Genomic DNA, 26564 nt, shown 5'->3' with positions numbered 1-26564 from the left:
TGATCTTGAGTTAATATATCTTTTACTTTATTGTCTTCTTTTACTTTTACTTCCATCTTATTTCACCTAAAATCTTTTTGAATATTTATTTCTTATGAGTACTGCGACAAGGTTCATGAGTAATAACATCGCGAGTAATACGATAATTCCAGCTGATGTTAAACTAACAAACGCTTCTTGTGGCATTTTTACCCAGTTATATATTTGCATTGGAAGTGCTTGGAATGAATCAAAAACACTTTTTGGAGTCGCTAATAATGCAACTGGAATTCCAATTACAACGAGTGGCGCTGTTTCACCTATTGCACGAGATACCGCTAGTATAATACCCGTTATAATACCAGGTACTGCTGCAGGTAAAACGATTCTATAAATCGTTTGCCATTTAGATGCACCAAGTCCGATTGAACCTTCTCGAATAGAATTTGGCACACTACGTAATGCTTCTTTACTCGATACGATAATTACCGGCATTATCATTAGCGCTAACGTTAAACTCGCAGCGAGAACTGAATTCCCTAAGCCAAATTGTCTTACAAATATTGTTAAACCAAGTAAACCAAATACGACAGATGGTACTCCGGCTAAGTTCGAAATATTCACTTCGATAAAGTGAGTGAGTTTGTTTTTCGGCGCATATTCTTCTAAATAAATAGCTGTTCCGACAGATAATATAACTGCTATAGGTGTCGTTAGAGCCATTAACCATAAAGTACCAATTAAGGCACCCTTAATTCCTGCTCTTTCTGGTCGACTTGAACTAAAGTTAGTAAAGAAATCAATAGATAACGCACCGACACCTTGTTTTAAAATCGATGCTAAAAGAATAATTAACACAACAATACCGATCATCGTTGATAAGAAGAATACTTTGCTCATAATAGAATTCAGCATTCGACGCTTTGATTGTCTTTTGACTAATACTGCTTCATCCATAGCCATTAGTATTCCTCCCTAAATCTTTTTGCAATCCACATTGCTAATACGTTCATAATTAAAGTAAATATAAATAGCGTGATACCAACAGCATATAAACTGTAATACACTTGAGAACCAAATGCTGCATCACCAGACGTCACTTGTACGATAAACCCTGTCATCGTTTGAAGTGACTCAAATAAGTTGAAACTGCTATTTGGTGTTGACCCTGCTGCAATTGAAACGATCATCGTCTCACCGATAGCTCGACTTGTTGCAAGTACGATTGACGCTAAAATCCCTGATAAAGCAGCCGGTAAGACTACTTTAAAAACAGTTTCTAACTGCGTTGCACCGAGTCCATAAGACCCTTCTCTAACTGCATCAGGTACACTCGTAATCGCGTCATCAGTTAAACTTGTAATCATTGGTAAAATCATAATTCCAACAACAAGTCCCGGACTAATTGCATTAAAGTGGCCCATCGATGAAAAAATAGATTGTAACATCGGTGTGACCACTGTGATCGCAAATGCTCCATATACAACTGTTGGAATACCAGCTAACACTTCTAATGTTGGCTTTAATACTTTACGCACTGATTTTGGTGCGTATTCAGATAAATAAATTGCTGAAAATACACCTGTTGGAACAGCAAACAATGTCGCAATAACAACTATTTTTAACGTTCCTAAGACTAATGGGAATATACCGAATGTTGGCGTGCTACTAAAAGCGTTCCATGTTTTACTCGTTAAAAATTCCACAATTGATACTTCTCTTAAAAAATGGAATGTTTCAGAAATTAATGTATATAAAATACCTATTGTTGTTAATACTGAAACAATAGTAATAGAAAACAGTACGATAGGTACTGCTTTCTCAAGAGTTTTTGAACGTTTTTTTCGTTCTATTTGTTGTTGTATACTTAAATCCTTCATATAAACCCCTACTTAATTAGTTCCCAATAATCTCTTTGAACTTATCCTTTTGCTCATTAAGCTTCTCTTCGTCTAATGCTACGTAACCAGAATCTTCAGCAGCTACTGATGCATTATCTAATAAGAACTCAATGAATTGACTTAACGATTCGTTTTCTTTCACTTTCTCATCCGCAACATACACGTATAATGCTCTTGAAAGTGGATATTTATAACTCTTAACGTTTTCTTCTGTTGGTTCAACAGCTTCTGTGCTATCTTCACCTTGGATCGCTACTGCTTGTAACTTATCTTTGTTGTTTAAGTAGAAGTTATATCCGAAGAAACCAATTGCATTTTTATCAGATGTAACTGCGTTTACTACTTGGTTTGTATCTTGGATTAACTCACCTTGAATGTCTTCATCATCCATTACTTCTTCTTTAAAGAAGTCATGTGTTCCGTGAGATTGGTCTGGACCATATACAACAATTTTTTCATCTGGGAAGTCACTACGAACATCCGCCCATGTTTCAGCTTGACCTGAGTAGATTTTGTATAACTCTTCAAATGTTAAGTCTTTTACAAAATCGTTGTCTTTGTTAACTGCTACAGTTAAACCGTCGATCGCGACTTCTAATTCAGTGTATTCAATACCTGCGTCTTCTAACGCTTGTTTTTCTTCATCTTTAATTGGACGTGAAGCGTTTTGGAAATCTGTTTCACCTGCGATAAATCTGTCAAACCCAGCACCTGTACCAGATACTCCAATTTCTGCTGCACTTCCGTATTCAGCATTGTAGTCTTCATTGACGATTTCTAAGATAGGGAACACTGTGCTTGAACCGTCACCAACAATCGCTTGTTCAGTGACTGAAGATTTTTCTTCGTTCGTTTCTGTGCTTGTTTCATTTGATGCATTGTTGTCATCATTTTCAGCATCATTATTACATGCTGCAAGTGTACCTCCTAGAACTAACATCATTGCTACGCTTAAAGTTTGCTTTTTCAATTTAATTCCTCCAAATGGTTTTGATTATGATTACATAGTACAGGTCGTTTTTAAATTTAAAATAAACGTATTGTAAAGAATATGTAAAATCAAAAAAAGACTACTGAAAATTTTCAGTAGTCTAACTATCATACGTGCCTGCTTTAATTCGTCTGTAAAATTCATCTAAATTATATTTGTAGTAATCTTTTTTAGGCGCACCATATTCAAGCTCATAATATTTTTGGATAACATCTCTTCCCATATATTGGGCTGGGAAGAATGGAATCGTCATCGGTGTCGTTGGCCATATAATAGAGAATGCCATATCTGGATTGTCATATGGTGCATATCCGATATACGTTTGGTTTAAAACTGAAACTCCTTCACGATACGCTTCTGCAGTTCCTGTTTTACCAGCAGCTTTTGGTTCTAATTCATGATACGCATCCCATCCTGTTCCGTATCTATCCGTCGATTGATGATGTGTATTAAATACATCATATAACCCTTTAGAAATTTGTTCTTTTTCAGCGTCAGTCATCATGACAGTATTTAAAACATTACCATTGAACGAGCGTATTACTTTTCCTGGTTCATTTGGATTATGCTCTCTAATTTCTTTTGCAAGGTGTGATTGCATTCTATTACCACCGTTCGCAACTGTAGAAATATATTGTGAAAGCTGTAGTGTAGAGTACGTGTCATATTGTCCAATCGCTAAGTCTAAATAGTTCCCAGGGTTATTAGTTAGTGGTGGAGAAATACCTGTCTCTTCATTAGGTAAGTCAATACCTGTTGACACACCAAGTCCAAATTGATTTAACCCATTTCTTAGTTTATATGCATCGTTAGAAATATCACTTGGCAGTGGCATATTACGATCGTATTCTAAGCCGAGTAAACGAAGTGCGATTTTAATCATGTAAACGTTCGAAGATACCATTAAAGCGTGTTGATCGTCTACGTTGTAACTATTGTCACGGTTAAAGAATGAAGATTTGTTCGTACCATCTGCAAATACGAGTGGTTCATCGACTTGTGATTCTCCAGGTTGTAGAACATCGTTTTGATAACCTGTAACAACCGTACCAATTTTAACGGATGAACCTGATACATAACTCACAGCAAATGTACCATAATCAAAATCTTCAATATCTCCGTCTTTATTAATATGTTTACCAACCATCGCTAAAATATCACCATTATATGGATCTTGTACGACAAGAGTCACAGTATCTAAAAACTCTGGTCGAATGTCCCATTCGATATCGCCATTTAAATCCGCACGTTGTTTTGCAGCTTCTGCTAAATTACGCATTTCTTTTAAATGATGCTCTGCAATTTTTTCTAGTTCTTGCTGTAATTTGATATCGATTGTTAAATATAAATCGTTACCAGGTTTACCATCTTTTACAACTTCTTGATTGATAATACGACCTGCTCGATCTGTTGAATATTTAACCTCTTCTTTTTCACCACGTAAAATATCCTCATATTGAAACTCTAAATATGATTTACCGACACGGTCGTTTTGAGAGTATCCAAGTGATTTATAATAATCAGAGAGTTCTTTAGGTAGTCCTTCTTTCGGTGAACTCACGTCTCCAAGAATTGTACGTAGTGTTGAACCATAAGGATATTCTCTTTTCCAGTCCATTCCAGTTGTAATTCCTTCTAACTTATCGAGATCTTCATTAATTGTAGCGAACTCTTTTTCTGTGACGTTACTTCCTTTAATAGTAACGGGATCTAATTCTGTTGCGACGATCATTCTCGTATATATAGATATGATGTTTTTATCTTCCTCAGTAAGTAATGAGTCTAAATATTCATTACTAATGTTCTCATATACCGCTTCATTAAAATCATTTCTAGATATATTACCGTCATCAAGTAATGTTGCCTCATTAGGCATTTCTTTTAGTAACTCATCAAAATAATTGTTTAATGCATAGTCTTGCTTATCACGTAACGTTAAATTTTCTTCATCCATCTCCAAATAATTAGATAGCTTATTGGCTAGTTCCATAATTTCACTATTAGACATGTTGCGATGTCTCGTAAAGAAAATTGCACGTTCGGATTTATTTTTAACGAGTACGTTACCGTTTCGATCATAAATCTCACCACGTGGTACGTTTTGATTGATCTTAACGTATTGTGCGTTTTCAACGCGTTCGTGGTAAGACTCACCCTGAATGACTTGTAACTGTCCGAGGCGAAGAATTAAAATTATAAATGATATAAAAACAATAAATACTAAAGTATTTGCTCTCGACTTAAATAACTGATATTTAATCGCTTCAGAGCTTTTTTTCCTAACACGTCTCACACGCTTCAACCTAACTTTCTTTCGTAAAAATTCACATTCTATTTTAACATATTATCACGATAATCATTAAAAAAAGCCATGAGTTTTTAAACTCATGGCTTGAAAGGAAGTTATTATTTAGCTTCTTGGTATAACTCGTTGACTTTTTCCCAGTTTACAACGTTCCAAATTGCACCTAAGTACTCTGGACGTTTGTTTTGGTATTTAAGGTAGTACGCATGCTCCCATACATCCACACCAAACACAGGTGTTTTATCTTCCATTAATGGGTTATCTTGGTTAGGAGTAGAAATAATTTCTAAACCATCATTCCCAACAACTAACCATGCCCAACCAGATCCAAAACGACCTGCAGCTGCAGCTTCAAATTTCTCTTTGAATGAATCTAAAGAACCGAATTTATCTTCGATAGCTTCTTTAAGTTCAGCTGGTACGTCTTTTTGTTCTGGAGTTAATAATTGCCAGAATAATGAGTGGTTGTAGTGTCCACCACCGTTGTTTCTTACAGCAGTACGAATATCTTCAGGTAATGAATCGATATCTTTTACTAATTCTTCTAAAGATTTGTTTTCGAATTCTGTACCTTCAACTGCGTTGTTTAAGTTTGTTACGTAAGTGTTATGATGTCTAGAGTAGTGAATCTCCATAGTTTCTTTGTCGATTGTAGGCTCTAACGCATCATATGCATAGTCTAACTCAGGTAGTTCAAATGCCATAACTAAAATCTCCTCCTAATGATGTTTACATCCCAAATATACCAAATTAAGTGCTACAATAAAAGGTATTAGTTTCTACCTATCAGTAAATCAGTCAAATGTCTGACTAAAATAGAACTTGGATGTGTTGAATTCATGGATTATTTAAAATATTTCAAACGACTACTGAAGTTTGAAAAGTATCCTCTATTTAGAACTGTACCCTTTAAGTATCTGTTATTAAACATATTAATTATAGGTATACTTCTTTCAGTCCCTTATATGTTATCTTTTTTTAATACAAATCAATTTGCAAATGCTCTAAGCGAAGTAAAAGACGAAATTCCTCATTTTGAAATTAAAGATGGCTATTACGTTGGAGATGAAAAAACCTTAACTACCTCTAAAGGTCGAATTGTCTTTACAGAAGAGTCTTTACCATTAGAAGATGCCTTTATAATATTTCAACATCAAGGCATTCAAATTCATAATATGACTGAAGATTATTTACCTTACTCAATTTTTAATAAATTTAATAACGAAAACGAGTTAAAGCAATATATTGATACACATACGAAGAGTACTGGATTCTTTTTTGCAGTGTATTCAATCATACAAATTMTAGTGATGGCTGCATTTTCATTTACATTATTATTACTACTATCATTTATATTAAATAAAATTGCATCAATGAGAAATAAACGTACGGATTATATGAWCTGGTTTAAAATCATTTCTTATAGTTTCGTCATTCCGACGATACTCTTTACAATTTTAAAACTGATAACGGGTAAAGAACTTTGGTTCATATATATTATCGTATTAATCTTCTTAATATATTACGACAAGAAACTACCCGTATTCAAAAAGAAGCAGACGATAAAATAGTTTGTTCATCATTACAATATAATAGATTTGTTGTATAATTGAACATACAAAAAATAAATCACATTGTTTCAAGGAGATATATTAAATGTCAGAAATTACACATCGTAAAAACACTCGTCCTGTACGAGTTGGCGATCTAGTGATTGGTGGCTCAGACGAGATTATCATTCAAAGTATGACAACGACGAAAACCCATGACGTTGAGGCGACAGTCGCTGAAATTAAACGTTTAGAAGAAGCAGGTTGCCAAATCGTGCGCGTCGCTTGTCCACGTGAAGAAGATGCGCTAGCAATTAAAGAAATTAAAAAACAAATTAACATACCATTAGTCGTCGATATTCACTTCGACTATAGACTTGCACTACTCGCTATTGAAGGCGGTGCAGATAAAATTCGTATCAATCCGGGTAACATCGGTAAACGTGAACGCGTTGAAGCGGTTGTTAATGCGTGTAAAGAAAAAGGGATACCGATTCGTATCGGTGTAAACGCAGGAAGCTTAGAGCGTCACATTATCGAAAAATATGGTTATCCGACAGCTGACGGAATGTTAGAAAGTGCGTTACACCATATTAAAATATTAGAAGACTTAGATTTCCACGATATTATCGTATCTATGAAAGCTTCTGACGTTCATTTAGCAATCGAAGCGTACGAGAAAGCATCTAAAGCATTCGACTACCCGCTTCATATCGGTATCACTGAAAGTGGTACGTTATTTGCTGGGACAGTTAAAAGTGCTGCAGGGCTTGGGGTGCTCATCAATAAAGGAATTGGTAATACGATGAGAATCTCATTATCCGCAGATCCTGTTGAAGAAGTAAAAGTTCAAAAAGAATTATTAAAAACATTTGGACTCGCTTCAAACGCAGCAACACTTATCGCGTGTCCGACATGTGGACGTATTGAAATCGACTTAATTGCGATCGCAAATGAAGTCGAAGAATACATTTCAAATATTAAAGCACCGATAAAAGTAGCCGTTCTTGGATGTGCAGTAAACGGTCCAGGAGAAGCACGTGAAGCGGACATTGGAATTGCAGGGGCGCGCGGAGAAGGATTACTATTTATGCACGGAAAAACAGTGCGAAAAGTACCTGAAGAAACGATGGTCGAGGAACTTAAAAAAGAAATCGACATTTTAGCTGAAGCACATTACGAAAAAGAAAGACAACGTAAAAAAGAGCTTGCAAATGAAAATAAATAAGCATTAAATGACAACACCCCTAAAGTTAGATTTTATTTCTAACTTTAGGGGTGATTTTTTAATCATTTTGACAACTCGAACATAAACCGTATAGCTCTATTTTATGTCCTTTTATTTTAGCGCCTGGTATTTCTTTTTGCCATTCATCTACTGGACAGTAATGGATGACTTTTACCATGCCACAATTGTCGCATATAAAGTGGTGATGATGGTGATCGCTACAAGCGATCATATACTGCATCTCACCGTCTAATGTCGTCTCCTCTACTACGCCAATTTCATGTAGCGTATATAAATTTCTATATATTGTATCGTAACTAATACCGTCGTATATTTCTGACATTTTATTATAGACATATGTCGCTGTGACGTATCTATCTTCTTCCAGTAATATTTCTATTAAAGATAATCTTTGTTTTGTTAGTTTAAACCCATGATCTTTTAGGGTTGTTTTAATTCTTTCTTTTTCATTATTCGGCATTCATCTTCACTCCTAATCGATTTACGATAAATGTCATAGATAATATAAAAATCGCAACTAATACGATCATACCACCAGGAGCGATATTTAAGTAAAATCCTAATATGAGTCCAAGTATGACCGAAATTTCACCAAATAATATACTCACTGCAATAAGTGCTTTAAAGCTTGACGTCACTCGAATTGCGGCAGCGACCGGTAATGTCATCATCGCACTGACGAGTAGCGTTCCGACAATTCTCATAGATGCACTAATAACTAACGCAACGAGTACGATAAAAATAAAATGTATAAATCCACTAATTTTCATCACTTCGCTATACTCTTCATCAAAGGATAATAAAAACATCTCTTTATATAAAAAGTAAACGAACGTAATGACGATAACTCCAATACAGCTAATTAAAAATAAATCATTTTTAGTTACTGCACTGATGCTTCCGAATAAGTAGCCAAATAAGTCTTGGTTAAAACCATTTGCTAGTGATAAAAATATAACAGATAATGCAATCCCAAGGCTCATAATTATTGGTATCGATATTTCAGAAAAGTGTTTATAAACAGTTCTCATCTTTTCTATACCTACTGCACCGATAATTGAAAATAGCGTTGCAGTAATGAGTGGGTTAATTGTAAATGAGAGTATGCTCGATAAATACACACCGAGCGTAATCCCACCAAGTGAAATATGTGAGAGTGCATCTGCAATTAAACTCAGTCTTCGAACGACGATAAATGTTCCGAGAAGTGGCGCGATACACCCTACAATTAAACCACTAATAAACGAGTATCTCATAAATGCATAGTTTTGTAGCGCATCAATTAACATAAGGCACCTCACAGCAACTTCTCGTATGATCGTGATTTACGAGTTGTAACGGAAACCCGTATACTTTTGATAACTCCGCTTCATCAAGTTTTAAGAAGTCTTGTTTTGAACCGTGGAAATGTAGATGCTCATTTAAGCATGCAACGGTGTCCGCTTGATCGACGACGACGCCAATATCATGTGTGACGAGTAAAATCGTCGTTCCACTTTCTTTTAATCGTGTTAACACCTCATAAAAACTATAGACATTTTTTGCGTCGATGCCTTCTGTAGGTTCATCTAATACTAGGATCTCTGGTTTGTTAATTAGAGCACGAGCGATAAATACGCGCTGTGTTTGTCCTCCTGAAAGACTCGCAATGTTTTTATTTTTTAAATCTTCTATGTCGAGTAAATCTAACACTTCATCGAGTGCTTTAAAATCTTCTTTGTTAAACTTTTTAAATAGTCCACGCTTTTTTGTTAGACCACTTAATACGACTTCTTTTACAGTCGCAGGAAACCCTTTAGCAAATGATGCCGCTTTTTGAGATACATAACCAATTTTTGTTTCTCGATTTCTACGATTCATTCGCTTACCATTAATTAAAATCTCGCCTTCTTGTAACTTCTTAATACCGAGAATTAGTTTTATTAATGTAGATTTACCGGAACCATTCGGTCCAACAATTGCCATAAATTCTCCACGCTCTATTTTGAGATTTATGTCTTTTAATGCCACTGTCGTTTCCATTTTTTCATAATATTTGTATGATACATTTCTTATTTCGAAAACGGGCGTTGACATGACAACACCTCCAACATGCTTTTAGTCGTATAATTATAACGTAACTGTTACGAATTGTAAATAAAACGAGCACTTTTACAGTGCTCGTTTTAATATTATGATTTTATATTTGGATTTATTTTTTCAAGTAGTTGTGGATCAAACACACCGCTTTTAATCATTTCAATTTCATGCTTATATGGGGGTTGTTTATCTTTTTTGTCTAAACCAACAAATGGTGTCTCTAAAATTTTCGGTAAATCTTTAAACGTTTCGTGATTGACGATATATTGTAATGCGTCAAATCCGATATGACCGAAACCATAGTTCTCATGACGGTCTTTTTTCGCGCCGACTTCGTTTTTAGAATCGTTCACGTGAACGACTTTAATACGATCGACTCCGATTGTTTTATCAAATTCATTGAGTACACCGTCAAAGTCATTTTTAATGTCATATCCTGAGTCGTGAACGTGACACGTATCAAACGTAACGCTTAAACGCTCGTTGTGAGTGACCCCGTCAATTATACGCGCGATTTCTTCAAAGTTACGACCGATTTCTGATCCTTTACCAGCCATCGTCTCTAAAGCGATTTGTACGTCGTGTTTTTCTTCTAAAACGATGTTTAAACCTTTAATAATCGATTCTATTCCAGCGTCTACACCCGCACCAACGTGTGCTCCAGGGTGAAGTACAATTTGTTTTGAACCAATTGCTTCAGTACGCGCGATTTCATTAATTAAAAACTCAACACCTAAGTCAAACACGCCTTCACGAGTAGTGTTTGCGATGTTTATGATATATGGTGCGTGTACGACGATGTCTTTCATACCGTACGCTTTAATGAGTTCTTGTCCTCTTTCGATATTTAACTCTTCAATCGGTTTTCTTCTCGTGTTTTGTGGTGCACCTGTATAAATCATAAATGTATTTTCACCGTAAGAATGTGCAGTTTCAACTGCGCCTTCTAACATTTTTTTACCATTCATCGGTACGTGTGATCCGATTAACATATTATCTTACCTCTTTTTATTTCTTCTTTTTTGATTTTGCGCATATTGTTTACGCTTGTCTTTTTTCAGTTGTTCTAGTTGTTGTTTCATTTTCTTTTTATAACCTGGTTTTACTTTTTTTGGTTTACGTACTTTATATGAAACATCCTCATCTAAGCGAACTTCTTTACGACGTCTCGTATCACGTTTGTTTCGCTTTTTAATCGGTTTAAGTTGACCGTTTATTAAGTCTTCATGTTCAAAAGTGAATCCTTTTGCTTCAATTTGATCGATTAAGTCTTCTTCGTTTGGATCATACAGTGTTATTGCAACACCTGTATACTCTCCTCGACCAACACGACCTACTCTATGAGTGAAGAATTCAATTTCTCTCGGGATATCATAATTAATAACGTGTGACGCTCCGTCAAAATCTAAACCACGTGCAGCTAAATCACTTGCTACGACGTAGTGATAATCTAGATTATGGATTTGATGAATCATCTGCTTACGTTCTCTCGGCTTTAAACCACCGTGGAATAACCCAACGTTTACCCCATTTTCTAAAAGAAATTCATATAACTCATCTGCACGTTCGCGTGTATTTGCGAAAATAAATCCTAAATACGGTGTAATCGATTGTGTCAGTTCTAATACTTTATTGTTCTTATCTTTACTACGAACTGGAATTAAACTGTAATGGATATTAGTTTTTTGACGTGTATTGTCAATTTCTAACACTTCTGTATGCGTTAAATACTTTTGTAAAAAGTGACGCAACTCATTTGGAATTGTCGCTGAAAACACTAAAAATTGTGCGGACGGATCCATTGCATTAGAAATTTGGTCAATCGTTTCTAAAAATCCTAAATCAATACTTAAATCTGCTTCATCAATGACGATTGACTTTGCTTCTGACACTTTTAAACTCGATGAATGAATGAGTTCTATTAATCTATTCGGAGTACCAATCGCAATATGCGGACTATTTTCAGCACGTGTTTTATCTCTTTCGAAATCTTTACCACCGATAAATAATTTCGCTTCAATTTTAGGGAAAGATTCTAATATATCCGTTGTCATATTATAAAGCTGACGTGCTAACTCTCTTGTTGGTGCGACTATAATTGACTGTACTTTCTTTTCATCCACTTGAATGTTATTAATAATCGGTAATAAAAACGCATGGCTTTTACCACTACCCGTTGAGCTTTGAACGATAACATTACTTCCTTTTAAAATTCTTGGAATAACTCTTTCTTGAACGAGAGTCGGATGAGTAAAGTGAATGTTATCAATTGCTTCAAGCATACCTTCTTTAAAATTAAATCTTTTGAATGCGTTCATATTCTCACCTATTTCTATTTTAACTCGCACTATATTATACATGAACATCGACTTTTAAGATACCACTAGTGATTCATTTGAATTCAATTAATAATGATATATAATCAATGAAGAGGAGGCATCTGAATGGATATAATTAAAATTTCACCACGTGGATATTGTTACGGTGTCGTCGATGCAATGGTTATTGCCAAAAATGCATCTCTAGATAAGACATTACCTAGACCGATTTATATATTAGGGATGATCGTTCACAATAAACACGTGACTGATGCATTTGAAGATGAAGGGATTATCACATTAGATGGTGAGAATCGCTTAGAAATATTAGAACAAATCGAAGAAGGTACCGTAATCTTTACTGCACATGGTGTGTCACCAGAAGTAAAAAGACGCGCAAAAGAAAAGGGATTAACGTGTATTGATGCGACGTGTCCAGATGTTCAATTTACCCACGATTTAATTTCGAACAAAACAAAAGAAGGTTACGAAGTGATATATATCGGTAAAAAAGGACATCCAGAACCAGAAGGTGCAGTCGGTGTTGCACCAGAAGAGGTCCACTTAATCGAAACGATTGAAGACATTCAATTACTTCCAGATCATTTACATGATAAAAAACTAATCGTCACAAACCAAACGACGATGAGTCAGTGGGATGTTCAGCATATTATGAATGCATTAAAAGAAGAATTCCCACATATCGAAGTTCATAGAGAAATATGTATGGCAACACAAGTTCGTCAAGAAGCGGTTGCAGAACAAGCAAAAGACGCAGATCTTTTAATTGTCGTTGGAGATCCAAAGAGTAATAACTCTAACCGACTCGCTCAAGTTTCAAAAGAAATTGCTCATACGAATGCGTACCGTATCTCGTCACTCTCTGATTTAAAACTCGAGTGGTTAGATGGAGTTGAAACAGTAGCGGTGACTGCGGGTGCTTCAACACCAACACAAATTGTTAAAGAAGTCATTGACTACTTATCAAACTACGATAAAGAAAATGTAGTAGAGCCAACTTCTACTGTGCCTAGAGAGAAAATATTACCAAATATTAAAAATCCAAAACCAGTAAAAATATTAGACTAACTTAAACGGCTGTATTGTTACAGCCGTATTTTATTTTTAATGAACAGATGAACTAGAATTAAACATTGCATTATTCAACACTATTTCTGTATAATTATAACCATCATTAACTAACGAGGTGAATTTATGGAGAAACAAGATAAGAAACAAAAGTTTCAAATGCCACACATTTACGTTATTCTATTTATTATTATCTTGCTTGCATCAGTAGCGTCTTACATTATTCCAGCAGGTACATTCGATCGTGAAGAAGTAAATGGAATTAACGTAATTATTGCAGATACGTTCCACTATATCGACCAAGCACCGGTTACTTTCATGGAATTTATGACAGCGATTCCAAGAGGAATTCAAGAAACTGTTATTATCATATTCGGTATTTTAGCAATTGGTGCGATGTTTGGTGTCATTGAAAAAGCTGGAATTATCGATGTTATTTTAAACTTCCTAATTAAAACATTTGGAAACAAAGGTTTACTTATCGTTCCTGTAATTTCCTTTGTACTTGCACTATTCGTTGCGATGACAGGAATGATTGAAGCATCACTCATTTTCTTACCAGCATTGCTACCCCTATTTTTAAAATTTGGGTATGACCGTATTGCATCAACAGCAATTATATTAATATCAACTGTCATTGGATTTGCTTGTGGTTTAACAACTGCTGCAAACGTCGGTACAGCACATACGATTGCTGAGCTTCCATTATTCTCTGGTCTATGGTACCGTGCAATCGCATTAGTAATTATGCTCACTGTTGGTATTATCTTTGTAAGTCGTTATATTAAAAAAGTACAAAAAAATCCAGAGGCTTCACTTGTTACAGATAACGTTGACAATAGTGAATTTGTAAAAGAAAAAGTCGAATATCCAAAATCAGAGATAAGAACAGTTATTGCAACATTCGTATTAATTGTTTTACTCGTTTTAATGGCATTTATGATTTTCCAATATAAATGGTACTTCTTAGAATTAGGTGGTTACTATATCTTTAGTGGTATTTTAATCGGTCTAATTGCAGGATTAAAGCCATCTAAAATAGCTGAATATATGAACGACGGTATGCGTATGATCTTACTCGGAGCATTCATCGTTGGGGTTGCGAGAGCAATTTCTGTCGTCTTAGCAGATGGTATGATTATGGACACAATTGTATACGGATTAAGTAAAGTTGTAGTACTTTTACCTGAATCAATAATTCCAGTTGCAATGATGGTTGTCCAAGGGTTAATTAACTTCTTAATCCCTTCAGGTAGTGGACAAGCAGCTGCGACGATGCCTATTATTATCGGAATTGTCGACTTAACAGAAATGACAAGACAAACTGCCGTACTTGCATTCCTATTTGGTGATGGGTTCTCAAATATTTTCTACCCAACATCAGGATACTTCATGGCAGCATTAGCAATTGCAAAAATTAAATATACAGACTGGATCAAATTCATTTGGCCGTTAATCCTTGTTTGGTACACAATCGGTGCGGTATTACTCGTCATCGCGTACTTCATCAACTACGGTCCAATGTAAAGGGCTGACTGTAAAACAGTTACAATGAAAAAAGCAGATGCTGACGCATCTGCTTCTTTTATTACATAAACGGATTCGTATTGATGTTTGTTGATACGACTTTTAAAGCAATTTTTTCAGCTAATATATTTTTTAATCCGTCGATCATCATATATTCTAAATAATGACCCGCATCGATTAAATTAAATCCTTGTTCTTTTGCATCGAATGCTTCGTGGTATTTAATGTCTCCAGTTATGAGGCAATCTGCTTGTCTCATCGCTTGAGAGATAAAGCTCGCACCACTGCCACCAACTATCGCAACACGCGCTAATTTTTCGTCATTACCTTTTACGACATTAACGATTGGTGTCTTTGATGATGTCTTTATTTGTTTAACTAAAGCATCCATTGTGCCGTTAAATTCAGCAACTACACCGAGACCGTTACTTGTTGGTTTTGTAATCGTAAATACGTCATATGCTGGCTCTTCATATGGATGTGCCTCGATCATTTTTAATATTTTATCCGTACTTCCGTCGAATATTGCTTCAATGATGACCTCATCTACGTACTCTAATTCATTATGCGTTCCAATTGTAGGATTAGCATGTTCATTTGGTCTAAATTGACCTTGAACGTCATATTCAAAGAAACATTCACTATAGTCTCCTTGATTACCAAATCCAATGTCGCTTAACTCTTTTTTAAACGTTTCTTTATCTTCTTTAGGAATATTCACGCGTAACTTGTATGATACCTCATCATGTCGAATTAAAGGAGATATGACTTTTAGACCAAGAGTTTCTGCAATCATAACACTTACCCCGTCATCTTGATGGTCAAGGTTTGTGTGCATTACGATTAAATTCATATCATTTTTTATAAGGGTTTTTATAATTTTTGATTGATAACTATCATCGAGTTTTGAAATTTTTGGAAAAATGATTGGATGATGCGCGATAATTGTATTCACATTTTCATTAAGTGCCTCATCAATAACGTCTAAATTACAGTCGAGTGTCGTCATAACTCCAGTGACTGTATTATCATTTGAACCAACGAGAAGACCGACGTTATCCCAGTCCTCAGCGTCTTTAAACGGTGCAACTGTATTAAGAACTGCCATTAACTCTTTAATATTCATGATTAATCACCTGATTAATTAAATTTATGTCGTTCGTAATCTCTTCTAACTTATCTGTTTTTTTACTCGATTGTTCAATTTGACTTTTAATATGCTGTAGGTGTTCTTTATCTTTTTGTAATTTTAATAAAAAAAGATCTGTTCTATCTTTTAAATTGATAGGTCCAAATTTAAACTCTAAATCACTCAAATCGTCTTCACCATATTCAAATACGATGAGTTCATAAAATTTATTATTATAGAAGTTTATTTCTTCAGAGATAATTTTATAGTTTAAATTGGCCATCTCACGCCTAACAGATTCACCATAAACATTTGAGCTTACTACAAACCTCGGCGTATTATTTAAATAACTTATGCCTTCTTTTATAATAGACGCGATTAAAGGACCGCCCATACCACAAATCGTAATAGTATCAAACTGTTCATCTTTTTGAATCACAGATAAACCAGACCCTAGTCTCACATCGATTTTGTCGTCAAATTTATATCCTTTAACATTCGATTTTGAGTTTTCAAACGGTCCTTTAACAACTTCACCTGCTACGGCATATTTAATTTTGTTTTGTTCTATTAAATAAATAGGTAAATACGCATGGTCACTACCGACGTCTAACAATCTTTCTCCAACAACGTATTTACTTACTGCTTTTAGTCTCGTGTCAATCATTATGTTCACCTAATTTAAAAAAACTCCTACATCAAATGTAGGAGTTATAATTTCAATTATTTATTACTTAGTAAAGAATTCATAAATTGCGTCGATTTCTTCATCTGAAATTTGACTTTCAGAGAACGCTGGCATTGCAGTTCCTTCAATACCATTTCTAACATCTTTAACAAATGTTTCTTTGTCAACGCCAGTTCCAGCTAAAGCAGGACCCATACCACCAGAGAAGTCTTGACCGTGACAAGACGAACAGTTATCTTTTGCTACGCTTTCACCATCAGCATCTCCAGAAGATGCGTTATCTCCGTCTTGTTGTTCAGTTCCGTTATCAGCAGTATCTTCACCATCATCAGTAGCTCCGTACGAAGAAAGTAAGAATACAAGTCCGACACCTAGGAAGATGATCAGTAAGAATGGGATAATTGGATTCTTGTTCATTAAATTTCCCTCCCCTTATAATTAGCATATTCTTATTCAATTGTATACTACTTGCAAGTAAATTCCAACGAGTTTTTTTAGTAATTATACACTTTGTTCACAATTAATCCATAAAATCTTTAAGTTTTTTAGATCGAGATGGGTGACGAAGTTTTCTTAACGCTTTCGCTTCGATTTGACGAATACGTTCGCGTGTGACTCCGAACACTTTACCAACCTCTTCTAACGTACGAGTACGACCATCATCTAAACCAAAGCGAAGACGTAATACATTCTCTTCACGGTCCGTTAACGTATCTAAAACATCTTCTAGTTGATCTTTAAGCATTTCATATGCTGCGTGGTCTGATGGACTTTGTGCTTCAACGTCTTCGATGAAATCACCAAGGTGAGAGTCATCTTCTTCACCAATTGGAGTTTCAAGTGAAACAGGTTCTTGTGAAATTTTTAAAATTTCTCTTACGCGGTCAGCTGTAATATCCATTTCTTCTCCAATTTCTTCAGGTGTTGGTTCACGCCCTAAATCTTGAAGTAATTGTCTTTGAATACGAATGAGTTTGTTAATCGTTTCAACCATATGAACAGGGATACGAATTGTTCTCGCTTGGTCAGCAATCGCACGTGTAATTGCTTGACGAATCCACCACGTTGCATACGTTGAGAATTTAAACCCTTTCGTAAAGTCGAACTTTTCAACAGCTTTAATAAGACCCATATTCCCTTCCTGAATAAGATCTAAGAATAGCATCCCACGACCAACATAACGTTTTGCAATACTGACTACGAGACGTAAGTTTGCTTCAGCTAATTTATTTTTCGCCTCTAAGTCTCCCGCTTCAATACGCTTAGCGAGTTCGACTTCTTCTTGAGCCGTTAATAAATCTACGCGTCCGATTTCTTTTAAATACATACGTACTGGGTCGTTAATTTTAATACCGACCGGTGCAGACATATCACGTACGTCTAATTTCTCATCTTTATCATCTGCGTCTTTTTCGTTCACAAGTTCAATCTCTGCAGTATGAATTTGCTCAAAAAATTCATCCATTGCATCAGAGTCTAAGTCAAAATTTTGTAACTTATCGGCAATTTCTTCGTGAGATAACTCACCTTCTTGTTTTCCTTTTTCTAATAGGAACTGTTTTACAGACTCAATATTTGTCATATCTATTTCATTTTCATCTAATGATAGCGTCTTTTTAACTGACATTGAAATCCCCCTAATTTATTTTGACTTTGGAAATTTTTGGAGTTCTATTAATTGATTAAAGAGTTCTAACGCTCGCTCATCATCTCCAATGAGTTCAGCTTGCTCAATTTCTTTGATCAGATTATTTTTCTTCCCACTACTTGAACTTATACCACAAATCGCCTGTACATAATCATTTAATTCTTGCTCTTCTAAGACAGGTAAATCAGTCGCGATAATGTTTTCTAAGCAAGTGATTAATTCGGGGTCAATATAAGATAAAAACATCTGTTTATCAAATGTATCGAATTCGCTAAAATATTCCACTAATTTATTTATTATATCATGATAACCACTTGTTTGAAATAAATCTAAGTCAAAATTTGAGGTAAAATATTGCATTCTCTCTTTACTATTGATTAATGTATGCATAATATGTTTCTCTTTAAATTCACGTGACGTTACACGTGTCACACTCGGACTACTGAACGTTGTTTTATTGTCTCGTCGACGTTGTTTTTTTGGTAATTGTCGATGGATAAGCTCTGCATCAACTTCATAGAGTTCAGATATTTGTTTAACAAGTCGGCTTCGTTCCACTTCGTTATCGATATATTTTAATAGTTGAATCGAATGATTTAAGTACTCAGAGAACTTTAAGTCGTTTCGTTTTGAACTTTTAAGTTTTTCTTTCGCATCATAAACAATAAAATGATCTCGGTTCTCATAAATATATTTCTCAAATGATTCTTCGCCATGCTTTTCAATAAACTCATCCGGGTCCATACCTGTTTGTAACGGAATGACATATGGATTTCCTTTTTGTTCGAGTATCTTTTCTCCGACCGATTGAGTTGCATTTTTACCCGCTTCGTCTCCGTCGAACATTAATGTTATATTTTTAGAGACTCGCTTTAAAATTTCAATTTGCTTTAAAGACACACTCGTCCCCATCGTCGCGACGACATTTTTTATAGATGTATTTTTTACTTTTAATACATCCATATGTCCTTCCATTAAAATCACTTCTTTTTCATCTTGGATAACTTTATAAGCATCAGATAAATTAAATATAATCGAGCTTTTATGGAAGATGTCTGTTTCAGGAGAGTTTAAATATTTCGGTGTATCATCACCTAACGCTCGTGCTGTAAAAGCGACATATTTACCTTTATGATTTTTAATCGGTATCATAATACGGTTTCTAAATCGGTCAAAGTACTCGAACGTCTCTTCGTTTCGTGCAACGAGACCAGCTTGGTACATCATCTCTTTAGAGAACTTTAGATTTTCTAATAGCTGAATAGCACTATCTTTTATATTTGGAGCAAAACCGATCTTTTCCTTTTTGATTTGTTCGAGTGTAAAACCTCTCTTTAATAAATAGTTCAGTGCTTCTTTCCCTTCAGCAGTTGACACTAAAATATTATGATAGTTATCTACCATAATCTCATGCATTTTAATGAGTTGAAGCTCTTTTGAATTCACATTCGTTTGTTTATGTTTAACTTTAATACCCGAACGCTCGCCAAGAGATTGTAATGCTTCATTGAAGGGAAGATTTTCCATCTCCATATAAAAATCAATTACTGATCCATTTGCTCTACAACCGAAGCAATAATAACTTCCCGTATCTTTATAAACGTTAAAAGAAGGTGTTTTTTCGTTATGAAATGGACAAAGCCCAACGTAGTTATTACCTCTTTTTTCTAAATCAACATATTCTGAAATGAGATTTACAATGTCAGTAGATTCTTTTACTTGATCCACTACAGATTTTTCTGCCATTCAATACACCTCTATAAATTCATAATTCTAATAATCTCACTCGCGGTTTCTTCTATCGCTTTATTTGTAACATTGATTGTACAGCAACCAATTTTTTTAACTGTTTGATGGAAATACTCGAGTTCCGCTTCGATTCTTTCGTTTTGCCCGTATTTAGCATTTTCAAGTAAACCAAGTTGCTCGAGTCGTCTTTTTCGGATTTCAAACAGTGAAGATGGATCAATTTCTAAACCGATACATTTATTAGGGTCGATTTCAAATAGTTGTTCTGGTAATTCGACTTCTGGGACAAGTGCAATATTAACAACTTTATATCCCCTATATGCTAAAAACTGTGAAAGTGGTGTTTTAGATGTTCTCGAAACACCAATTAATACGATATCTGCATATTTTAAACCAGATGGGTCTCTACCATCGTCATAGCGGACTGCGAATTCAATCGCTTCTATCTTTTTGAAATAGTCCGCGTCGAGTTTATGGACACGACCAGGTTCATATAACGGTCCATCCTCTAGTTTTTCTTTCAGCATATCCATAACGGGTGTCATAACGTCTACAAATGGAATATTGAGTTGTGTTAGTTTCTCTACAATATACTTTGAAAGCTCTGGTTTAATGAAAGTGAAAATTACAACGACATTATCTAATTTAATCGATTGAATGAAATTATCGATATCCTTAACATCAGTTAAATGTGCATATCTCTTTAAATTTCTTTCTTCTACTACAACATCAAATTGAGATAGTGCTGCTCGTGCAACTACTTCTCCAGTTTCACCAATAGAATCTGATGCAATGACTATTTTTAAATTTTTCACGTATGATCATTCCTTTATAAAACGATAGATATATGTGTGATTGATACGTTTTGTTGCATTGTGAATACTTTAATTATATAATATATGTGACAGCGAGTTAAGAGTAGTGAAAGCTTAACGCATAAATTGGCATATAAAAGTAAATAACGAAATGAAGTAATTTTAAATTATAAATAAGGGTGGAACCGCGGGTATATACTCGCCCCTGGATAACATTTTTTGTTATCCAGTTTTTTTATGTAAAAGGAGAATGAAAATGTCAGAAGAAAAAAAGTACTCAATGGAAGAAATTGTAAACTTCGCGAAAACGAGAGGTTTTGTGTTCCCTGGTTCTGAAATCTATGGTGGTCTTGCGAACACTTGGGATTACGGTCCACTTGGAATCGAATTAAAAAACAACGTCAAACAACAATGGTGGAAAAAATTCATTCAAGAATCTCCATATAACGTTGGAATCGATGCATCTATTTTAATGAACCCTAAAGTATGGGAAGCATCAGGTCACTTAGAAAACTTTAACGACCCGATGATCGACTGTAAAGCATGTAAAGCACGTCTTCGTGCAGATAAGCTGATTGAAGAACATATGCATAAAACAGACGATAGCTTTGTTGCTGATGGTATGGAATTCGATGAGATGAGTAAACTCATTGACGATGAAGGTATTAACTGTCCAGTGTGTGGTGCACATGACTTTACTGAAATTCGTCAATTTAACTTAATGTTTAAAACGAGCCAAGGGGTAACAGAAGATTCTTCTACAGATATTTTCTTACGTCCTGAAACAGCTCAAGGAATTTTCGTTAACTTTAGAAATGTACAACGTTCGATGCGTAAAAAATTACCATTTGGTATCGGTCAAATTGGTAAATCATTCCGTAACGAAATTACTCCAGGTAACTTTACGTTCCGTACGCGTGAATTCGACCAAATGGAATTACAGTTCTTCTGTAAACCAGGTACTGAATTAAAGTGGTTTGATTACTGGAGAGATTTTGCTGAGACTTGGTTAAAAGACTTAGATATTGATATGGATAAAATTAGAATTCGTGCACACGATGAAGATGAGTTATCACACTACTCTAACTCTACAGTTGACTTTGAGTACTTATTCCCGTTCGGCTGGGGAGAGTTATGGGGTATCGCATCTCGTACAGACTTCGACTTATCTAAACATATGGAGTTCTCTGGTGTTGATTTTAAATACCATGATCCAGAAACGAACGAAAAATACGTACCATTTGTTATCGAGCCGTCACTCGGTTTAGACCGTATGACACTTGCATTTTTAGTCGATGCATATGAAGTTGAAGACTTAGGCGAAGGACAAGAGCGTAACGTCTTAAAGTTACACCATAAACTTGCACCATTTAAAGCAGCAGTGTTACCACTATCTAAAAAGTTAAGTGAAGATGCAATGAAAGTATACGAGCAACTTGCTCCAGACTTCAACATCGAATTTGATGAAAGTCAATCTATCGGTAAACGTTACCGTCGTCAAGACGAAATAGGTACACCGTATTGTATTACGTTTGACTTCGACTCTGTTGAAGATAATAAAGTAACAGTACGTGACAGAGATACGATGGAACAAGAACGTATTGCTATCGCTGACTTAAATGACTACTTAAAAGAAAAAATGAAATAATAATAAAGCAGTGTCGTAAATAATTTACGACACTGTTTTTATATTTGAAGTAACTTTCTCGTTTTAAAAAATTCTCCGGTATATTCTTGAAACAACATATCGACAAACTTAAAAAGTTTCTTTCCGTCTTCTTCACCGATATTAATAGAGTTTAAATGTTCGACTTGAACGTGCTTTAAAAATGCCGCTAAATAGATAGAACGACTACTCACATATACTGAACGCTCTAAATGTTCTTCATCATAATGATCATTACATATGACACCGTGGTATTTAAACGAATATCGGTTCATGTTCTCATAACTATAACTGCCACATAATACACATTTGTCAACATTTAATAGTGCACCGTACATTGGAAATAGTTTTATAATGACAAAACTTAACACCGAATATTTTTCATTTTTATCATCGAGTAATTTAAACGCTTGATGCATTAGTCGGTATAACGACGGATCAGCGATTTCTTCGTCTGTCACTCGACTAATGAGTTCAACGATATAACTCGCTATCGTATACGTGTCAAAATCATTGTTAATGGTATTGTACCCATCGATGATATCAATTTCTGTTAACGTGCCCATACCTCGGTGTCTTGAATACGTAAATAACGTATGCTTATAGCCTTGTTTTAAACTATTAAACGGACTTCTTGGCTTGTTAAATCCACGTGCCATTAACGGTACAAGTGCACCATGTTCATTGAGTACTGTGATAATTTTACTGGACTCACTATAATTCGTTTGTCGAATCATGAATCCTTTATTTTGGTGGATCAAACTATCACCTAATATTCTTCATCTTTATAGCCTAAGCTTCTAATAAATTGAGGTTTGTTTCTCCAGTCTTTTTGGACTTTCACCCATAATTCTAAATACACTTTGTCTCCAAGTAATGCCTCGATATCTTTACGTGCAAGCGTTCCAACGCGTTTTAACATCTTACCACCTTTACCGATGACCATTCCTTTTTGAGAATCACGTTCGACGTAAATCGTCGCTTCGACTTTTACTTTTTCGCCGTCATTTTCTCGCTTCATCTTCGTCACTTCGACTCCAATTGAATGTGGAATTTCTTGATCAGTTAAAAGTAAAATCTTTTCACGAATTAACTCCGAAACGATAAAATGCTCTGGATGATCCGTAATTCTGTCTTTTGGATAATACATAGGGCCTTCTTCAAGGTGTGATTCAATAACATCTAATAACTGACCCGTATTTGTGCCTTGTAATGCACTAATTGGTACGACATCACTAAATTCAAAATCAGTTGTATATCGTTCAATAATTTCAGGTAACTCATCAGGGTGAATTAAATCGATCTTATTGATGACTAAAATAACAGGTGTATTAGTATCTTTGATCATATTTATGACGAATTCGTCCCCAGGACCTTTTTTCTCAGTTGCATTTACGACGAATAAAATCACTTCGGTTTCACGTAGCGTTCGTTTAGCAACGCGCATCATATGTTCACCGAGCTGATGTTTTGGTTTATGAATACCCGGTGTGTCGATAAAAATCATTTGTGCTGTTTCTGTCGTATACACACCTTGAATTTTATTTCTCGTCGTTTGTGGTTTATCACTCATAATCGCGACTTTTTGACCGAGCACGTGATTCATAAATGTCGATTTACCAACGTTTGGTCGCCCGACTATTGTAATAAAGCCAGATTTAAATGTTGACATTAATCCATATCCTTTCCGCTAAATCCAAGTGGTAACAATTCATCGACCGTCTTTTTAATGCAGCGCTTATCTTTACTTAACATATAGACTGGCATATCATCATGAGTTAGTTCTTTTAATACTTGACGACATACACCACATGGACTCGCTGGATCTTTAGCATCTGTAATTACAACACATGCTTTAAACTTTGTAACCCCTCTTGCATACGCAGAAACAAGTGCTGTACGTTCTGCACAAATTGTCGCTGGATACGATGCGTTTTCGATATTTGCACCGTACACGTATTCATCGTCTTCACTAATGAGTAATGCACCAACATTAAATTCAGAATACGGTGTATAAGCGTTTTGTTGTGCTTTGATTACTTCATCGTACCATTCATCTTTAAAAATCCCATCATCAATAATTGCCATTTATAACACTCCTATCAATTTTAATAATTTTGGTAGTAATATGATTACACCAATTAAGGCTGCGTAAATACTCGCAAGTAATACGGCAAAACTTGCGATATCTTTTGCATATTTTGCATGTTGTTCAAAATCACTCGTTACGAGGTCAACGACCTCTTCGATTGCTGTATTTAAAGCCTCTGTAAGTAGCACTAAAAATATTGCACTTAATATAAAGAGCCATTCCGTCATATTAATAGATAAAAAATAAGATACGATGATAACACATACTGCACTTACTAAATGTAAGACGTAATGAGAGTCTTTTGTAACGAGTCGTAGAAATCCAGAAAATGGATATTTAAACCGCTTCATGTTAATCTCTCGAGATTCCAAATGCATCTAATATTTCTTTTTGAAGGCCGAACATTTCTTTTTCATCTGCTTTAGTCATATGATCATATCCAAGTAAATGTAAAAATCCATGTAAAGATAAAAACATTAATTCACGTTTATATGAGTGACCATATTCTTCTGCTTGCTCTTTCGCACGATTAGTATTAATAATAATATCTCCAAGAGTTACTGGCATTCCTGGAATTTCTATATCATCACTTTCATCGTCTAAAAAGGCAAATGAAATAACGTCTGTCACTTCGTCTTTATTTCGATAGTCTCTGTTAATTTCTTTTATTTCATCTTCTGAAACAAATGATATAGATACTTCAGCATCTTCACTTTGTTTTAAAAACTCATATGAATAATTAAGTAGTGATTCTATATCTTCTTTTTCTAAATCTGACGAATAATTCTCATCGTCTAAAAAATCAATCGTTAACATTTAAATCACCTGCTTCATATGCACGAATTATTCTTGATACAAGTGGGTGTCTCACAACGTCTTGATCTGTAAAGTGATTAATTTGAACGCCACGTACGTTTCTTAATCGTTCTACACTTTCAATTAAGCCACTTCTCGTTTTACTCGGTAAGTCAATTTGTGTTTCGTCTCCTGTGACGACCATTTTAGAACCAAATCCAAGACGTGTTAAAAACATCTTCATCTGCATTGAAGTCGTATTTTGTGCTTCATCTAATATGATAAATGCATCATTTAACGTACGTCCTCTCATATACGCAAGAGGTGCCACTTCAATGATGCCACGTTCGATAAGACGATCCGTATGTTCTTGACCTAAAATTGCATGTAGACCGTCATATAACGGACGTAAATACGGGTCCACTTTTTCTTTTAAATCACCAGGTAAAAATCCTAGGTTTTCTCCTGCTTCTACTGCTGGTCTTGTTAATACGATTCTTTTAATATCATTATCTTTTAACATTTGGCACGCAATAACGACAGCTAAAAATGTTTTACCTGTACCTGCTGGTCCGATACCAAAGGTTAAGTCGCTGTTTTTAATATGATTGACGTATATTTGTTGTCCAGTTGTTTTAGCTCGAACCGGTTTACCTCTATAATCTTTTGCGATTTCTTCTTTGTATAGATCTTCTAAATATTCTAACGTGTCCTTTTCTGCCATTTGAATTGCAGATTGTAAGTCACGTAAAGTTACTTGATGACCTTGTTGCTTTACGCGAAGTAAGGACATTAAAATATTATAGATTTTTACTTCTGTTTCTTCATTATCACTTTGAATTTTAACTTCATGTCCATTTGAACGAATCTCAGCGTCATATTCATCTTCTAAAACTCGAATATGGGAATCGTTTACCCCTAAAATTTGTTGTGCGTCGTCCAAATTATCAAAATGTATCACTTTTGGCATGTACTAACCCTCTCTGTTTTGAAG

The 26564-nt window shown here is 35.1% G+C and carries 27 protein-coding genes; 5 read left to right on the top strand and 22 right to left on the bottom strand.

The features are described from left to right. Window positions 1-66: 66 nt before the first annotated feature. The 5 genes from pstA to BBS29_RS01250 all read right to left on the bottom strand — a co-directional run bounded on the left by pstA (window position 67) and on the right by BBS29_RS01250 (window position 5880). Window positions 67-942, bottom strand: coding sequence for a phosphate ABC transporter permease PstA (pstA, locus tag BBS29_RS01270; RefSeq protein WP_040928354.1), 876 nt, complete (start codon window positions 940-942; stop codon window positions 67-69). Then, window positions 942-1859 carry a phosphate ABC transporter permease subunit PstC gene (gene pstC / locus BBS29_RS01265; RefSeq protein ID WP_068128307.1) on the bottom strand — a complete coding sequence of 306 codons (918 nt, stop codon included), beginning with the start codon at window positions 1857-1859 and terminating at the stop codon, window positions 942-944. The genes pstA and pstC overlap by 1 nt, the downstream gene beginning before the upstream one ends. A 16-nt stretch (window positions 1860-1875) precedes the next feature. Continuing rightward, window positions 1876-2850 (bottom strand): PstS family phosphate ABC transporter substrate-binding protein, encoded by a 975-nt coding sequence (locus BBS29_RS01260; protein ID WP_246827334.1) that lies wholly within the window; start codon window positions 2848-2850, stop codon window positions 1876-1878. Window positions 2851-2971: 121 nt separating this feature from the next. Continuing rightward, window positions 2972-5164, bottom strand: a complete 2193-nt coding sequence (locus BBS29_RS01255; RefSeq protein WP_068128305.1) for a peptidoglycan D,D-transpeptidase FtsI family protein — start codon at window positions 5162-5164, stop codon at window positions 2972-2974. 113 nt (window positions 5165-5277) lie between these two features. Continuing rightward, window positions 5278-5880: a superoxide dismutase gene (locus BBS29_RS01250; protein WP_068128303.1), complete on the bottom strand. Its 603-nt coding sequence runs from the start codon at window positions 5878-5880 to the stop codon at window positions 5278-5280. Window positions 5881-6015: 135 nt separating this feature from the next. On the opposite strand from BBS29_RS01250, the gene BBS29_RS01245 reads away from it, so the two are divergent. Both BBS29_RS01245 and ispG read left to right on the top strand, forming a co-directional pair. Then, on the top strand, window positions 6016-6747 hold the full coding sequence (locus BBS29_RS01245; RefSeq protein WP_084778763.1) for a DUF1189 family protein: 732 nt from the start codon (window positions 6016-6018) through the stop codon (window positions 6745-6747). An 85-nt stretch (window positions 6748-6832) separates the two neighbouring features. Next, window positions 6833-7954, top strand: coding sequence for a flavodoxin-dependent (E)-4-hydroxy-3-methylbut-2-enyl-diphosphate synthase (ispG, locus tag BBS29_RS01240; protein ID WP_068128299.1), 1122 nt, complete (start codon window positions 6833-6835; stop codon window positions 7952-7954). Between the two features lie 58 nt (window positions 7955-8012). On the opposite strand, the gene BBS29_RS01235 is transcribed toward ispG, so the two are convergent. The 5 genes from BBS29_RS01235 to BBS29_RS01215 form a co-directional block, all read right to left on the bottom strand. Next, window positions 8013-8435 (bottom strand): Fur family transcriptional regulator, encoded by a 423-nt coding sequence (locus tag BBS29_RS01235; RefSeq protein WP_068128297.1) that lies wholly within the window; start codon window positions 8433-8435, stop codon window positions 8013-8015. Then, window positions 8425-9264, bottom strand: a complete 840-nt coding sequence (locus BBS29_RS01230) for a metal ABC transporter permease (protein WP_040928362.1) — start codon at window positions 9262-9264, stop codon at window positions 8425-8427. Before BBS29_RS01230 ends, BBS29_RS01235 begins: the two co-directional genes overlap by 11 nt. Next, window positions 9254-10051 carry a metal ABC transporter ATP-binding protein gene (locus BBS29_RS01225; RefSeq protein ID WP_068128294.1) on the bottom strand — a complete coding sequence of 266 codons (798 nt, stop codon included), beginning with the start codon at window positions 10049-10051 and terminating at the stop codon, window positions 9254-9256. The genes BBS29_RS01230 and BBS29_RS01225 overlap by 11 nt, the downstream gene beginning before the upstream one ends. Before the next feature lie 95 nt (window positions 10052-10146). Beyond that, window positions 10147-11046 carry a deoxyribonuclease IV gene (locus BBS29_RS01220; protein ID WP_068128293.1) on the bottom strand — a complete coding sequence of 300 codons (900 nt, stop codon included), beginning with the start codon at window positions 11044-11046 and terminating at the stop codon, window positions 10147-10149. Between the two features lie 6 nt (window positions 11047-11052). Next, on the bottom strand, window positions 11053-12372 hold the full coding sequence (locus BBS29_RS01215) for a DEAD/DEAH box helicase (protein WP_068128290.1): 1320 nt from the start codon (window positions 12370-12372) through the stop codon (window positions 11053-11055). Window positions 12373-12498: 126 nt separating this feature from the next. Here BBS29_RS01215 and BBS29_RS01210 point away from each other — a divergent pair, with 126 nt between their 5' ends. Further along, the gene (locus BBS29_RS01210) at window positions 12499-13461 is read left to right on the top strand and encodes a 4-hydroxy-3-methylbut-2-enyl diphosphate reductase (protein WP_068128288.1); all 963 of its coding nucleotides are present in this window, start codon (window positions 12499-12501) and stop codon (window positions 13459-13461) included. Between the two features lie 126 nt (window positions 13462-13587). Continuing rightward, window positions 13588-14988, top strand: coding sequence for a YfcC family protein (locus tag BBS29_RS01205; protein ID WP_068128287.1), 1401 nt, complete (start codon window positions 13588-13590; stop codon window positions 14986-14988). A gap of 61 nt (window positions 14989-15049) precedes the next feature. Here BBS29_RS01205 and BBS29_RS01200 read toward each other — a convergent pair whose 3' ends face one another. The 6 genes from BBS29_RS01200 to BBS29_RS01175 form a co-directional block, all read right to left on the bottom strand. Further along, on the bottom strand, window positions 15050-16114 hold the full coding sequence (locus BBS29_RS01200; protein ID WP_068128285.1) for a Nif3-like dinuclear metal center hexameric protein: 1065 nt from the start codon (window positions 16112-16114) through the stop codon (window positions 15050-15052). After that, window positions 16104-16784, bottom strand: a complete 681-nt coding sequence (locus BBS29_RS01195; RefSeq protein ID WP_068128283.1) for a tRNA (adenine(22)-N(1))-methyltransferase — start codon at window positions 16782-16784, stop codon at window positions 16104-16106. The genes BBS29_RS01200 and BBS29_RS01195 overlap by 11 nt, the downstream gene beginning before the upstream one ends. 63 nt (window positions 16785-16847) lie before the next feature. Beyond that, window positions 16848-17222, bottom strand: a complete 375-nt coding sequence (locus BBS29_RS01190; protein WP_068128282.1) for a c-type cytochrome — start codon at window positions 17220-17222, stop codon at window positions 16848-16850. Window positions 17223-17325: 103 nt separating this feature from the next. Then, window positions 17326-18432: an RNA polymerase sigma factor RpoD gene (gene rpoD / locus BBS29_RS01185; protein ID WP_068128280.1), complete on the bottom strand. Its 1107-nt coding sequence runs from the start codon at window positions 18430-18432 to the stop codon at window positions 17326-17328. A gap of 15 nt (window positions 18433-18447) precedes the next feature. Beyond that, the gene (gene dnaG, locus BBS29_RS01180; RefSeq protein ID WP_068128279.1) at window positions 18448-20199 is read right to left on the bottom strand and encodes a DNA primase; all 1752 of its coding nucleotides are present in this window, start codon (window positions 20197-20199) and stop codon (window positions 18448-18450) included. A gap of 11 nt (window positions 20200-20210) precedes the next feature. Then, entirely contained in the window at window positions 20211-21017 is an 807-nt protein-coding gene (locus BBS29_RS01175; protein WP_068128277.1) for a pyruvate, water dikinase regulatory protein, read from the bottom strand. A gap of 256 nt (window positions 21018-21273) precedes the next feature. Between BBS29_RS01175 and BBS29_RS01170 the strand changes: the two genes are divergently transcribed. Beyond that, complete coding sequence (locus tag BBS29_RS01170) at window positions 21274-22665, top strand: glycine--tRNA ligase (protein ID WP_068128275.1); 1392 nt, start codon at window positions 21274-21276, stop codon at window positions 22663-22665. A gap of 38 nt (window positions 22666-22703) precedes the next feature. Here BBS29_RS01170 and recO read toward each other — a convergent pair whose 3' ends face one another. The 6 genes from recO to BBS29_RS01140 are packed head-to-tail and all read right to left on the bottom strand — an operon-like array spanning window position 22704 to window position 26540. Next, complete coding sequence (gene recO / locus BBS29_RS01165) at window positions 22704-23444, bottom strand: DNA repair protein RecO (protein ID WP_068128273.1); 741 nt, start codon at window positions 23442-23444, stop codon at window positions 22704-22706. 8 nt (window positions 23445-23452) lie between these two features. Then, window positions 23453-24355 (bottom strand): GTPase Era, encoded by a 903-nt coding sequence (era, locus tag BBS29_RS01160; RefSeq protein WP_068128272.1) that lies wholly within the window; start codon window positions 24353-24355, stop codon window positions 23453-23455. Beyond that, on the bottom strand, window positions 24355-24771 hold the full coding sequence (gene cdd / locus BBS29_RS01155) for a cytidine deaminase (protein WP_068128270.1): 417 nt from the start codon (window positions 24769-24771) through the stop codon (window positions 24355-24357). Before cdd ends, era begins: the two co-directional genes overlap by 1 nt. Then, complete coding sequence (locus BBS29_RS01150) at window positions 24772-25125, bottom strand: diacylglycerol kinase family protein (RefSeq protein WP_068128268.1); 354 nt, start codon at window positions 25123-25125, stop codon at window positions 24772-24774. 1 nt (window position 25126) lies between these two features. Further along, complete coding sequence (gene ybeY, locus BBS29_RS01145) at window positions 25127-25591, bottom strand: rRNA maturation RNase YbeY (protein WP_068128266.1); 465 nt, start codon at window positions 25589-25591, stop codon at window positions 25127-25129. Next, on the bottom strand, window positions 25578-26540 hold the full coding sequence (locus BBS29_RS01140) for a PhoH family protein (RefSeq protein WP_068128265.1): 963 nt from the start codon (window positions 26538-26540) through the stop codon (window positions 25578-25580). The genes ybeY and BBS29_RS01140 overlap by 14 nt, the downstream gene beginning before the upstream one ends. Between the last annotated feature and the right edge of the window lie 24 nt (window positions 26541-26564).

This window comes from Nosocomiicoccus ampullae, from assembly GCF_001696685.1.
GTDB classification, from domain to species: Bacteria; Bacillota; Bacilli; order Staphylococcales; family Salinicoccaceae; genus Nosocomiicoccus; species Nosocomiicoccus ampullae_A.
This window is presented reverse-complemented; position numbering and strand designations above follow the sequence as displayed.